Here is a 14,003-nt window from a genome sequence, read left to right on the forward strand (position 1 = left end):
AAAACTTAATTTAATTTAACTTTTTACTTTTTTGAAATTGTAGCATCTCTAAAGTCAGTTGATAATCCTGTAGGGAAGAATTGTACTCCACTTACACGGGGTTTGATTACATTTGGTTGAACCTTGTGGTATAGAGGAATTACACCTTGATCATTCATTAGGATTTTTTCAGCGTTTACAAGGTCATCCCAACGTTTTGCAACATTGTTTGAATCTGAACCTTCGGCATTTTTAACCAATTCATCGTATTTAGCATTACTCCATTTCCCGTTGTTGTATGAACCATCAGAAGTGAATAATGACATAAATGAAATTGGGTCAGGGAAGTCAGCGTACCAACCACTAACTACCATATCGAATTGACCATTTTGCGAACGACTTAATCTAGTTTTATAAGGAACATTTAGAGAAGAAACTTTTAGACCATGAAGGTTAGCAAATGCAGTTTGTAGGTATTCTGTTGTGCTCTTACCTTGTGGTGTGTCATCAGCTAATAATGTAAAGTTAATTGACTTCTTACCAACTTCCTTTAAACCCTTAGCCCATAGTTTTTTAGCTTCGGACACATTATAAGAAACACCAGTTTTGGTCCCAGCTGCTTTTGTAAAATCAACACCCTTGTATTGTGACATACCAGGAGAAACAAGTCCTTGAGCAGAAGTGGAACCATCACCCAAAGTATCTTTAGTGAATTGATCTCTATCTATTACAAGTGATAGAGCTTTTCTAATGTTAGCGTTCTTAAAGTATGAATCCGCCTTTTCATTCATTTCTAGATAGAATGTACTTGCCTGTTTTACGTTATGTAATTCAGAACTTGATTTGTACTTACCAACTTGTTGTTGACCAACTAATGTAGTTTCGTCAAGTTGACCAGTTTCATATTGGTTTAATGCAGTGTTAGCATCTTTTTGAACACTGAATTTAATACCAGCAACCTTAACCTTGCTTGCATTGTAGTATTCTTTGTTCTTAACCAAAGTCCAAGTATCGTTTGTACCATTCCAACCTTCAACCTTGAATGGTCCATTGTACAACATTGCTTTACTGTTTGTAGCATAAGCAGAACCATATTTTTCTACGGTCGCTTTATCTTGAGGGTAGCAAGCAGCCATCGCAACGATGTACTTGAAGTATGATTGAGGTCTGTTAAGTGTAACTACAAGTTTGTAATCACCTTCAGCTTTAACACCTAATGATGAGACTGGTGCCTTTCCTGCTGAAATTTCTGTCGCATTCTTAACATGATCTAATAAGTATGAATATTGTGAAGCAGTCTTAGGATTTACAGTACGTTGCCAACCATACACAAAATCATTGGCGGTTACAGGCTTACCATTACTCCACTTTGAATGACGTAAGTTGAATGTATATGTTTTACCGTCTTTTGATACCTTGTAACTTTCAGCAACACCTGGCTTAATAGTATTATTAGGTCCATTTAATAATAAACCTTCGTTACTATTACCAACCATTACCATGCTTTCACTATCTGTTAATTTTGAAGCATCTAATGTATTTAATCCAGCTGATTCTTGCCAATTAATATACTTACTTGTGGATTCTTTTGAAGAATTACCACAAGCTGCTAGTAGGAATGCTGATGCTGCACCAACAACCCCTAGCTTTACTACGGATCTCATTTTCATTTCCATTACCCCCGATTTCCTTATTAAAGAGTTTTTGTTTAAAAGGATTGTGAAAATAATACCACCATTCTATTATAAAGTGCAATACTTTTTCTAATTTATTTCTAATTTAGTTGAATGTTTGTATCTTAAAAAGTAAATAAAATATTAATTTATCAGGCTATTTAGATACATTAAATAATCTAATTATTATACAAGATATGCTCATAATTCTATTAAAACTCTCTAATTTTTATTAGGTTTTCTCTTTTTTATAACCATTCTTATTAATGATACGTAAATGGTATAATGGATAAAAATAACAAGGAGGTATTCATTTGGATACAGAACAACAAACTGCTGTTATCATCGGTTTAAACCTAGACAATGAGCAATTCGAGTACTCAATGACTGAATTAGCTGCCCTATCTGAAGCTAATAACCTAGAAGTTGTGGCTCGTCTGGTTCAAAAGCTAGATCATCCCGATAAAGCCACATACTTCGGTAAAGGTAAAGTTGAAGAACTAAAGATGACCGTCTTGGATAAAGACGCTGACATGGTCATTGTTAACGATGAACTATCACCTAGCCAAATCAGAAACTTAGAAAAACAAACTGAAACAAAAATCATCGATCGTACAGGTCTAATTTTAGAAATCTTTGCCAACCGTGCCAGAACTCACGAAGCCAAACTTCAAGTTCAATTAGCCAAGTTGCAATACCAACTACCCCGTTTGCACACCAGCGCTAGTCAACGACTAGATCAACAAACCGGTAGCGGTGGTGGTGGATTTACCAACCGTGGTTCCGGTGAATCTCAACTCGAATTAAACCGTCGTGTCATTGAAAAGGATATTTCTCACATCAAACAAGAACTAAAGGATATCCAAAAATCAGACTTAACCCAAAGAAAGCAACGCGATGGTAAAAACATCCCTACTGTGGCCTTAGTTGGATACACCAATGCCGGTAAGTCAACCATCATGAACCAACTGGTTAACCGCTACGGTGAAAACCAAGAAAAACAAGTCATGGTTAAAAACATGTTATTCGCTACCTTGGATACCAGTGTTAGAAAGCTAGTATTTGATGACAATAAGACAATGTTGTTATCTGATACCGTTGGTTTCGTAAGTAAGTTACCTCACCAATTGGTGAAGGCCTTCCGTTCTACTCTGGCCGAAGCTGCTAATGCAGATCTATTGGTCCAAGTAGTCGACGAAGCCGATGAAAATAAGGAACTAATGATGAAGACCACCGAACAAACATTGAAGGAAATCGGGGTCGAAAACATCCCAATGATTACCGTCTTCAATAAGGCCGATATCTTAGACGAACCTCGTCCCCAACGTGCCGGTGACAACCTAATCATGGCAGCACTTGAAGAAGACTCCATTGATGAATTAGTTCATATCATTAGGGAAAATAGCTATAAAAATTACGTCACAGAAGAATTCTTAATTCCGTTTGATAAAGGTGACATCGTCAACTACCTAAATACTAAGGCCAACGTGCTTTCAACCGAATATGTTGCCGAAGGAACCAAGGTTAAAGCTGAACTAACCGCAGTTGACAGCCAACGATTTAAACAATATCTTATTAATAACTAATTTTTTTCTAAGGATGTGATGAGATATCGACAATCAACTAACTGCAAGGTCAGCAATTAAAGAAAGTATTCCCACAATGTTTGGATACATTGGAATTGGACTAGCCTTTGGAATTATCGGAAAATCGCTTGGTTTTAGCCCCTGGCTTGTCGCCATCTTATCATTGACTGTTTATGCTGGATCAGCACAATTCATTTTGGTATCAATGATGGCTTTGCATAATCCAATCTTTTCGATTGTGCTAGCAATTTTTCTGGTAAACTCCAGAATGATTCTAATGAGTATCACCACCGCACCATATTTCAAAAATGATTCGATGTTAAAAAATATTTTAATTGGTTCTTTTTTAACCGATGAGAGTTTTGCGTTGGGTATGAACAAAGTTAACTACACAGATAATCAGTTAACGTTTACCTGGTTCAATACCGCTAACATCGTCTCTTATCTAACCTGGGCTGGTGCCTCATTTGTCGGCGCAGTTGCCGGTAGTTTCATCCATAATCCCTACGCGATTGGATTAGACTTTGCCCTTGTTGCAATGTTTATCGGATTATTATATCTACAAGTGATTGCCAAAAACGGTATGCCATTGAAACTAAAGCTACTGATGATTTTAATCACCTTCATCATGGTATTTATTGGATTAATCTTTATTCCAAGCAACCTATTAATCCTACTAGTAACACTAATTACTTGTCTGATTGGAGTGATTATCAAACATGTCTTCTTTTAATTTCACGCTATTAACCATCATTGGATGTACCTTAGTAACATGGCTTTCACGTGTATTGCCATTCATCCTGTTAAAGAAATTTAAACTATCAAAAACTGTTGAAGAGTTTCTAAGTTTCGTCCCCATCGTGATCATGGCAACGTTGTGGTTCTCACAACTATTCGTCCAACACCTGGGACACTTACCTTCAATTAATTGGGAAAACCTAATCGCATCAATTCCATCAGTTATTGCTGCCATCATCACCAAGAGTTTATTAGTAGTCGTGATTGTTGGGATTATCTCATTAGCAATCATTCGATTAATATAAATAAAAAAAGACCTAACTTTACGTTAGGTCTTTTTTTAGATTGTTTTAATTAATTCATCAACTTGGTTTTGCGCTTTTTGCCAATCATTATTTTCAATTACTGTTGCGACATCTTTCAAATCATCTGGGATTTCGATATCGCGTTTGTATTCATTGCTGCTAATTCTTTGATTAACACGTTCAATGTCATCACCGCGTTTAATCATTCGTTCACGTAAGATAACCGGGTCATTGACTTGGACAAACCAAACGATTGCTTGATCCCCTAGTTTTTCCTTATATGTAGATGCACCCAATGTATCTAAGACAATAATTGCTAAATCATTTTTGGACCATGCTTCGTTAATGCCCTCCATTGAGGATCCGTACTTGGCATTTGAATATTCAACGTGTTCCAATAAATGCAATTGATTAAATGATTCGTTATTTTCAAAATAATAATCAATACCATTTTGTTCACCATATCGTGGTGCTCTTGTGGTATGTGTAATTACTTTAGCTGCGTGGTATTTGTCAATCACGTAGTCGCGAAGAGAAGTCTTACCACTTCCTGCCGGACCGGTAATCACTATTAATTTCTTTGCATCCATTGGCTATCCCAGCTTTTCTACGATGTATTCGTTAGTCTGTTTCAAAATGTCTTTTAGGTTATCGAAGGTAACAATCTCCATTGCTTCCTCAAAAGGAGCCCAAACATAGTCGCTGATTTCTTCAGCTTGTAGCGTTACTTTATCACTATCGACTTGAGAAGTATAGAAAGTAACCACTTTATGATGACCATTTTTCATGTCATAGTTTGCATCAATACTAAATTCGGTATCAATAGTGGCGTTAATGCCGGTTTCTTCCTTAATTTCTCTAATTGCTGCTTGTTCTAACGTTTCATCGCCTTCAACGTGGCCCTTAGGGAATCCCCAGAAGTCACTAGTAGCACTTTTTTCTAATAGGTAGACTGGCTTATTATCAACTACACGGTACACGATGGCACCTCCGTCAATCTCTGTTACCATAATCATCCCTCCACATTTATTTGCTATCATTATATCATTTTGCTAGATTATCATTAAGTATTTATCAGTAAAACTGAATAGATGTTTTGCTTAATCTGATATAATGAAACCAAACCTATACATAAGTTAGGAGAATAATTATGAAAAATCATCAATATGCAATTTCTGATTACAATTTAAAAGTTGCTAAGAATGAATTACGAGCTATTAATTTCTTAGACGAAGAAACCGATAAAATTGACAACCCATCAGCCTTACTAAAGCACTTCTTGATGACTTACTTTTTAGATTCACAAAGTTTAGCCATTCGAGGACAAAAAATATCACAAATCATGGCTAGTTTCGAAGATGACGCACTAACCTACCTGGACAAAAACGCTCCACTATCAAAGATTGCGTTTTACAACATTGCGTTGCAACTTCTACAATTCACAGTTGGCGAAGACTTCCTAATTGATAATTCCATTACCAAGATGCAAACACTAAACCTACCAATCGCCGATGTTCATGATCCAATGAACCTATATGACGTTATTTGTGCATGGTACCTCTTATTAAACACTCACACTAAATACGGCGTTACCTTAATCGACTACTTAGCCGGTGAAGGTTACTTTGCACAAAACTACAATCAATTCGACAAACCACTTATCTTCAATGGTAAGAGCATGCCGGTATACGACACTAACAACCTAATTCGTGAAGTTGTTTACGTTGAAGCACCAATGGACACCGATAATGACGGCAAATTAGATTTGCTAAAAACCGAAATTATTCGTCCAAAGGAAAGTAATAAAAACTCTGTTCCCGTTATCTTTACCGCTAGTCCTTACAACCAAGGCACCAACGATGCCGACGGTGAAAAGTTAACCCATAACGTTAACCTAGGTCTTAAGCATAAACAACCTAACACTGTGTCCCTATCAGACATCAGCAAGAAGGAAAAAGACCCAGAACTACCTGCTGCACGTAACGTTGAAGGTAAGACCAGAAAGGCGGAACAAACATTTAGCCGTGAACAATCATACACTCTAAACGATTACTTCTTGGCTCGTGGATACGCTGTTGTGTACTCTGCTGGAATTGGTACTTATGAATCAGATGGTTTTAGAACCACTGGTGACAAGTATGAAACTATTTCAGCAACTGCCATCATTGAATGGCTTGCCGGAAACCGTGTTGCCTTTACCAATCGTACTGACAACAACCAAATCGAAGCCTACTGGTCTAATGGAAATGTCGCAATGTCTGGTCGATCATACCTGGGTACTTTACAAATTGCTGCTGCTACAACCGGTGTCGCTGGATTAAAGACCTGTTTAGTTGAAGCTGCAATTTCTAACTGGTACGACTACTACCGTGAAAACGGACTAGTAATGGCTCCTGGTGGTTTCCAAGGTGAAGATGCCGATGTTTTAGCCGCAGAAACTTACAGTCGTAAAAAAGCAGCTGCAGAAGAAATCAAGAACGAAAAGAAATGGGAAGTCCAATTAACAAATATTACCAACGAACAAGATCGTGAATCTGGTAATTATAACTCCTTCTGGGACGACCGTAACTACCTAAACAACGCTAAGAAAATCAAGGCAGACATGTTTTTAATTCATGGTTTGAACGATGAAAACGTCAAACCAATTAACGTTGCCAACATTTGGCATGCCATTGACCCATTAAACATCTCAAAGAAGATAATTTTACACCAAGGTCAACATATCTACATCAATGCTTTCCAATCCCTTGATTTTACTGCCATGGTCAACCTATGGTTTACCAATAAGTTAATGGGAGTTGAAAATAATGCTGACAACTTAATTCCTAACATCTTAGTTCAAGACAATGCTACCGACCAAAACTGGTATTCAATCGATGAATTCGATGAAGATGAAAACTTAAAACGTTTCGAATTAGCTAAGCCATCAGATAATTCAGAAGTAGCTGACAATCAGGTTACTTTCTCGGATTCATTAAATGAAAAAGATTTTGAAACATATTGCAGTGATACTAACAAGTGGGAAAACGATTTAGTGATTGGTGGAAGCGATGCTCCTATCAACGATAATCGTGTTATTTTTACATTCGATAAACTTCTAAAAGATGTCACTATCAATGGTAAGGCTCATATTCACTTGACAGCTTCATCCTCACAAGACTTTGGTATGTTAAGCGCTCAACTAATTGATCTAGGCGAAGACTTCAGATTAAACGCTCAACCGGAAACAGTTGACCACGCTAAAATTCAATTAGGATACCTATGGCGTGAAGACAGCCTTCGCGAATTTAAAATGAGTCGTAAAAAGACTCCATTCAAGAAAATTTCTGAAGGTCATATCAACATGCAAAATAGAAACAATGCTTATCAAGTAAGTGAACTAAAAGCTGATGAATTCTACGAAATTAACTTTGACTTACAACCTAACGTTTACAAAGTTAAGGCTGGTCATCAACTAGCTGTTGTTATATATGCAACAGACTTTGACAAATCTATTCGGGGTAATCAAGATGTAAAATATACAATTGATTTATCAGATTCAGCGGTTGAACTACCCTTCAACAAGGACTAATATAAATAATAATTTAGATTGAAACGAGGGATTGTCATGAAACAACAAACAAAAATTATCACTTTAGATAATGGCTATCATTTATGGACCCATACTTCTGGTGAAGGTAAGATTAACTTACTTGCCTTACATGGTGGCCCTGGTGGGACCCATGAATACTGGGAAGACTCTGCTGACCAGTTGAAAAAGCAAGGTCTAGATGTTGCCGTTACCTACTACGATCAATTAGGTTCATGGTATTCCGATACCCCTGATTTTTCCGATCCTAAGATTGCTGACAAGATTTTAACTTATGACTACTATGTTGATGAAGTTGAAGAAGTTAGACAAAAGTTAGGACTAGATGACTTCTATTTAATCGGTCAATCTTGGGGTGGTGTGTTAGTTCAACTATACGCACAAAAATATGGTAACCACCTCAAGGGGGCTATCATTTCATCAATGGTCGATGACATTGACGATTACACTAAGCATCTAGATGAAATTCGTGAAAAAGAATTTTCACCTGACGAATTAACATTCATGAAAAAGTGTGAAGCCGAAAATGACTACGACAATGAACGTTACCAAAATGATGTCGATCAACTAAACAAAGGTTACATCGACCGTAAACAACCATCTAAGTTAGAACATTTAATTGGTGTATCCAACACAGATATTTACAATAAGTTCCAAGGTGACAACGAATTTGTTATCACAGGTAAATTGGGTGAATGGCACAACACTGATCACCTATCAGAAAACCACGTGCCAACATTGGTTACATTCGGTGAACATGAATCGATGCCTGTTGAAACTGGTAAACGTATGGCTAAGATGATTCCAAACGCTCAGTTTGTATCAACTCCTAACGCCGGTCATCATCACATGATTGATAATGCTCCCGTTTACTACGACCACCTAGCTACTTTCATTCGTGAAGTGGAAAACGATACGTTTAATAAGTAAGAACGCTATTGTAGTTATAAAAAAAGCCCCCACAGGGGCTTTTTTTATATTATTTTTAATGTTTTCGTGGTATAACTATCTTTACTGAATTAAAGGAGTTCATCAAAATGCAAAATGTATATAATATCGTGTTGAATCGAACCAACAGTAACAGCGTTGAACGATTCATTAACCTATTCAGAGAAGGCGCAATTATCCTTGTTGTCCTTGAAATCTTTGGATACCGAGTACCGTCTTTTCTAACCAATTCAATGAATAACTTCCTATTAAGTATTTTCTACTTAATTACGAGTTACAAAATTCCATTAATCTGTTTCATTCTATTGTGCGGATTATTCTTAGTATCAGAAGCTTCGATGCACCATCGCTATCTTGATAACCTGCATCACAACTTCTGGCGTCAACTAATCAAGCTATATAAATATGTTTGGATTATCGTCTTTACCGTTTGTTTGCTTGCTACTAATCTAGAAAGTCTGATTGACTTTAAATTTATCGTTGAAGCCAGATCATATGCTGCTGGGTCAGACTTCTGGCAAACACTGTTTAGAAACTGTTTTGCCCTATTCATGTTCTTCTTAAATATTTACTGGTTTTTAATTTACTTCTGTAACAGTGATAACGCTCTTGCAGAAAAGCATCCTCGTCAAAACCAATTGAATTCCAAAGGATACATTAAGTTATCGAAACGTGAATTAGAATTCTCAAACCAACATGTTTACCTACAAATATATGTAAGAAACAATGAATCGCAAGCTTTAGATGATATTAAAGAATACTTCTTGGTCAAACAGGTCAACTATCGAAACGATCGCCAACACAAAGAAGACATCACTATCATCAGTCAGTTCGCTTCATATAGTGACGCTAAGAACTTCATGAATGACTATGCTGACGAACCAAGCAACTTTATGTAAAAAAAACCTACCATAAATCGGTAGGTTTTTTATTTAGAACAAACTAATTAAAATAAATAAAGAAAAAAAGGCAGATGTGATAACACTGTATTTTGTATCAATCAGTTGTCCATCGTCAATGTATAAGTTACGCCCGCCGAAAAATAATACTAAGGCGATGAAAATAATTTTGACGATTAACCATTCGATACATATAAGCGACCAAATCAACATCATAATATCTGCAATGATTAGCCATACTTTTCGACTATTATAGATGTTGTCCGCCTCCTTATTGTAAATTAGTTATTTACTTGTCCTTGTGCTTTAGCAATTTCATCTGCATCCCTTAGACTTAGCTTTTCAACATCCAATACCTTATCCACTAGTCCATTGTAGAAACTAGTTTCATGAGATACGATAATTGCATTTCCTGGGAAGTTATTAATTGCGTGTTTTAGTGATTCCTTGGTTTCATCATCCAAGTGGTTCGTAGGTTCGTCCATGATTAAGAAGTTAGATGGGGTGAATTCCAACATTGCTAGCTTAACCTTGGTTTGTTCTCCACCAGACAATTCACCAATTGGCTTAGAAGCATTTGCTGAATCCAAACCACACTTAGCAAGTTTTGTTCTGATTTCTTTTTGTTCCAACTTAGGGAACTTGTTTTGAATAATTTGCATTGGAGTTTCGTTGTTATTGCTCCATACCAAATCTTGGCTAAAGTAGCTAACTTTAGCTGAGGGTGAAAATGTTGCTTTGCCACCCTTTGGTTTTAAGATTCCTAAAATGGACTTGATTAGAGTTGACTTACCAACCCCGTTAAATCCTTGGAAACCAACCTTTTCATCAGTGTTGACTGAGAAACTAACTGGTTTTAGTAATGGCTTGTCATAACCAACCGATAGTTCGTCAACAACCAGTGCATTTTGTGAACCAGTATCTTCGTATGGAAAGTTAAACGATGCGTGGATGTTAGTCGAAGGTGGATCAACCAATTCCATATGTGATAGCATCTTTTCTCTTGATTTAGCCATTGTTGATTTTGAACCAGCCTTGTTCTTTCTAATGAATGCTTTTGCCTTTTCAATTTCAACTTGTTGCTTATCATATTCTCTTTGTTGAACCATTTCACGTTCAGCTTTTTGGCGCATGGCTGACTTAAAGTCACCACGATACTTAGTAATCTTACCAAAAGCAATATTTACAATACAGTTAGTAACGTTTTCCAAAAAATCGTAATCATGGGAAATAACCATTACCGCACCATCAAAACTATTGATGTAATCTTCCAACCACGCAATATGAGCAACATCTAGGTAGTTAGTAGGTTCATCCAGTAGTATAACGTCTGGATTTTCTAAAATTAGTTTAGCTAGGATAATCTTTGAACGTTGTCCACCTGACATGTTAGTGATTTGTTGATCACGTTTAACATCATCTAATCCTAAACCGGTGATTACTCGTTCAATTTCAGTTTCAATATCGTAGAATCGTTTTGCTTCTAGTTCTTCTTGAATTCTTCCAGCTTGTTCCAATAACTTGTCATCAAAGTTTTCAGCATATTGTTCATACAATTCTTGCATGTGCTTTGACTTATCATATAGGTCTTGATAAGCAGTGTGTAGAAAATCAATCAATGTCATTCCTTCTGGAATATCAGCGTATTGATCCAAGTATCCAACGCTAACATTGTTTTGCCACTTCACTGAACCTGAGATTGGCAATTCCACTCCAGTAATAATCTTAATCAAAGTAGATTTTCCTACCCCGTTTTGTCCAACAATCCCCATATGTTCACCCTTATTAAGGGTAAAACTTGCTTCATCGTATAGCTTTTTGTCGGCAAAACCCATACTGATATCTTTAACATCTAATAAAGCCACAGTCTTTTTCTCCTTTTTCTATTCCGTACTTATATATAATTACAAAATTAACATATTTTAGGGCTAAACGTCAATTTTTCGGCGGTTCAAGCAACATTAAATCGTTATATTTTCCTTTATAATGGTATAATTGACTCTGTAAAAAATTTAAAAAGGAATGATCATAATGAAGGTCAAAGATATTGACCATATTACAATCTTTGCCAATGATCTAAAACTATGCATGCGTTTTTATCATGAAGTTTTAGATTTACCAATAATTGAATTCACTGATGACAGACTTGAATTTCAGCTTGGCAAGCAAAAACTAATCTTCCTTCAAAATGACAGTGACGATAATGTCCCGGAAAATCCTACGCCAGGTTCATCTAAGTTCTGCATCATTGTGAAGGACTCATTAACGGACTTAAGTGCACATTTAGCCAACTATGGTGTTACCATCATCGATGGCCCAAAGAAAGTTCATGGTTCCAATGGACCAATGAATTCGCTTTTCATAAATGATCCAGAAAAAAATGTAATTGAGATTTGTGAATATTAATTAAGAATTATAATCAATATCACACTTTTTTTAATTAATTTTAAGTGCTAACAAACGTTATTATTATGCCCAATAAGCAGCAAAAACTGTGTCATGATAGGTCTTTAAACATTTTACATAGACATGGATTTTTGTTAGTATACTCAAAGACCATGAAAGGAGTTTTATGAAAAAAAATAAGAAATCAAGAAAAGTAGGTTTATTTCAAATTGTAATGTTGGGACTTAGTTCCATTATTGGTTCAGGTTGGTTATTCGGTTCATGGGAAGCTTCCCGTGTTGCTGGTCCAGCCGCTATCATCTCATGGATAATCGGTGCTATTGTTATTGGTGCTATCGCCTTTAACTACATCGAACTAGGTTCAATGTTCCCCGAAAGTGGTGGTATGAGTAAGTATGCTCAATACACTCACGGGTCTCTATTAGGTTTTATTGCTGCCTGGTCTAACTGGGTATCATTAGTAACCTTGATTCCAATTGAAGCCGTTGCCGCTACCCAATATATGGGTTCATGGCCATGGAAATGGGCTCATTGGACTCACGGTTTTATCGTTAATGGAGAAATTTCTAATCTAGGTTTATTTGTCGTTTTTCTTTTCATATTAGTCTTCACGCTATTAAATTATTGGTCTGTTAATTTACTAGCTAAATTCACTAGTTTTATTTCAATCTTTAAACTAGGAATTCCGCTACTTACTATCATCATGTTACTCCTATCTGGATTCCATGGTGGAAACTTCGCATCACAAGGCTTCATGCCTTATGGTAGCGCTGCGATTTTCTCAGCTACAACAGCTTCAGGAATTATTTTCTCATACAATGCATTCCAAGTTGTTATTAACATGGGAAAAGAAATTAAGAACCCTAAACGTAATATCGCTTTAGGTATTACCATTTCATTGGCTATTAGTATTGTTATCTATGTTGCCCTACAATTTACATTTATTAGTGCCGTAGAACCATCAGTACTTGCCAAGGTAGGTTGGCATGGTATCAACTTTGAATCACCATTCGCCGACTTAGCAATTATGTTAGGTCTACATTGGCTTGCCGTATTGCTATACTTTGACGCCTTCATTTCACCATTCGGTACTGGTGTTTCATTTGTTGCTCAAACAAGTCGTACATTAGCCGCTATGGTTCAAAATGAACACATGCCTAAGTTCTTAGGTAAAATCAATGAACGTTGGGGTGTTCCAAGAATTGCGATGATTGTTAACATGATCATTTCTGTTCTACTAGTTGCTCTATTTAGAAGTTGGGGCACTCTAGCAAGTGTTATTTCTACTTCAACATTGATTGCTTACTTAACTGGTCCAGTTACAGTAACATCATTGAGAAAAATGGCACCTAATTTCAAACGTCCAATTCGTATGAGAATGCTACAATTCATGGCACCATTAGCTTTCGTATTAGCTAGTTTAGCTGCATACTGGGCAATGTGGCCAACAACCGTCAAGGTTATCGTAGTTATTCTATTAGGTCTTCCATTCTACTTCTACTTCGAATGGAAAACCGACTGGAAGAAGACAAAGAACCAATTCGCCGGAAGTTTCTGGATGATTGGTTACCTAATCTTTATCTCAGTAATGTCATACGTAGGTTCAGCACCATTCGGTGGTCAAAACTGGATTCCATATCCATTGGACTTCGTTGTGATTATTATTGTTTCCCTAGCTTTCTACAGATGGGGAATCTCCAGTTCAATGGTAAGTACTGATCTTCATAATGCTAAAGTGGTCAATGACCAAATCAATCTAGACGCATATGAAGATGAACCAACTGACGAAAATAAAGAAGACAAATAAAGCATAAGAACACCATTTGGTGTTCTTTTTTATTTGTCCGGTATTTTATTTCTTGACAATTATAATTCTTAAA

The 14,003-nt window shown here is 36.5% G+C and carries 12 protein-coding genes; 8 read left to right on the top strand and 4 right to left on the bottom strand.

Annotation, left to right across the window (positions count from 1 at the left end):
- Nucleotides 1–23: 23 nt before the first annotated feature.
- A complete protein-coding gene (locus FD688_RS04575; RefSeq protein ID WP_138741976.1) occupies nucleotides 24–1,649 on the bottom strand; it encodes a peptide ABC transporter substrate-binding protein in 1,626 nt (541 codons plus the stop codon).
- A 311-nt stretch (nucleotides 1,650–1,960) separates the two neighbouring features.
- Between FD688_RS04575 and hflX the strand changes: the two genes are divergently transcribed.
- Genes hflX through FD688_RS04590 form a run of 3 tightly spaced genes read left to right on the top strand, consistent with a single transcriptional unit; the run spans nucleotide 1,961 to nucleotide 4,281 of the window.
- Entirely contained in the window at nucleotides 1,961–3,238 is a 1,278-nt protein-coding gene (gene hflX, locus FD688_RS04580) for a GTPase HflX (protein ID WP_412174679.1), read from the top strand.
- Between the two features lie 25 nt (nucleotides 3,239–3,263).
- Nucleotides 3,264–3,971: an AzlC family ABC transporter permease gene (locus tag FD688_RS04585; RefSeq protein WP_053795725.1), complete on the top strand. Its 708-nt coding sequence runs from the start codon at nucleotides 3,264–3,266 to the stop codon at nucleotides 3,969–3,971.
- Nucleotides 3,958–4,281 carry an AzlD domain-containing protein gene (locus tag FD688_RS04590; protein WP_053795726.1) on the top strand — a complete coding sequence of 108 codons (324 nt, stop codon included), beginning with the start codon at nucleotides 3,958–3,960 and terminating at the stop codon, nucleotides 4,279–4,281. Before FD688_RS04585 ends, FD688_RS04590 begins: the two co-directional genes overlap by 14 nt.
- Nucleotides 4,282–4,316: 35 nt before the next feature.
- On the opposite strand, the gene FD688_RS04595 is transcribed toward FD688_RS04590, so the two are convergent.
- Both FD688_RS04595 and FD688_RS04600 read right to left on the bottom strand, forming a co-directional pair.
- Nucleotides 4,317–4,871 (bottom strand): guanylate kinase, encoded by a 555-nt coding sequence (locus FD688_RS04595; RefSeq protein ID WP_138741978.1) that lies wholly within the window; start codon nucleotides 4,869–4,871, stop codon nucleotides 4,317–4,319.
- A 3-nt stretch (nucleotides 4,872–4,874) separates the two neighbouring features.
- A complete protein-coding gene (locus tag FD688_RS04600; protein WP_138741979.1) occupies nucleotides 4,875–5,291 on the bottom strand; it encodes a bis(5'-nucleosyl)-tetraphosphatase in 417 nt (138 codons plus the stop codon).
- A 140-nt stretch (nucleotides 5,292–5,431) separates the two neighbouring features.
- Between FD688_RS04600 and FD688_RS04605 the strand changes: the two genes are divergently transcribed.
- From FD688_RS04605 to FD688_RS04615, 3 genes are all read left to right on the top strand, one after another.
- A complete protein-coding gene (locus FD688_RS04605) occupies nucleotides 5,432–7,852 on the top strand; it encodes a Xaa-Pro dipeptidyl-peptidase (protein WP_138741980.1) in 2,421 nt (806 codons plus the stop codon).
- A gap of 36 nt (nucleotides 7,853–7,888) precedes the next feature.
- Nucleotides 7,889–8,800: a proline iminopeptidase-family hydrolase gene (locus tag FD688_RS04610; RefSeq protein ID WP_138741981.1), complete on the top strand. Its 912-nt coding sequence runs from the start codon at nucleotides 7,889–7,891 to the stop codon at nucleotides 8,798–8,800.
- Nucleotides 8,801–8,907: 107 nt separating this feature from the next.
- Nucleotides 8,908–9,717, top strand: a complete 810-nt coding sequence (locus FD688_RS04615; protein ID WP_138741982.1) for a hypothetical protein — start codon at nucleotides 8,908–8,910, stop codon at nucleotides 9,715–9,717.
- Nucleotides 9,718–9,998: 281 nt separating this feature from the next.
- On the opposite strand, the gene FD688_RS04620 is transcribed toward FD688_RS04615, so the two are convergent.
- Nucleotides 9,999–11,582: an ABC-F family ATP-binding cassette domain-containing protein gene (locus tag FD688_RS04620; protein WP_412174677.1), complete on the bottom strand. Its 1,584-nt coding sequence runs from the start codon at nucleotides 11,580–11,582 to the stop codon at nucleotides 9,999–10,001.
- Nucleotides 11,583–11,748: 166 nt separating this feature from the next.
- Between FD688_RS04620 and FD688_RS04625 the strand changes: the two genes are divergently transcribed.
- Together FD688_RS04625 and FD688_RS04630 are read left to right on the top strand one after the other, a co-directional pair.
- Nucleotides 11,749–12,123: a VOC family protein gene (locus FD688_RS04625; RefSeq protein ID WP_053791973.1), complete on the top strand. Its 375-nt coding sequence runs from the start codon at nucleotides 11,749–11,751 to the stop codon at nucleotides 12,121–12,123.
- Between the two features lie 166 nt (nucleotides 12,124–12,289).
- Nucleotides 12,290–13,930: an APC family permease gene (locus FD688_RS04630; RefSeq protein WP_138741983.1), complete on the top strand. Its 1,641-nt coding sequence runs from the start codon at nucleotides 12,290–12,292 to the stop codon at nucleotides 13,928–13,930.
- The last annotated feature ends 73 nt before the right edge of the window (nucleotides 13,931–14,003 follow it).

The organism is Apilactobacillus kunkeei, from assembly GCF_005930975.1.
GTDB classification, from domain to species: Bacteria; Bacillota; Bacilli; order Lactobacillales; family Lactobacillaceae; genus Apilactobacillus; species Apilactobacillus kunkeei_E.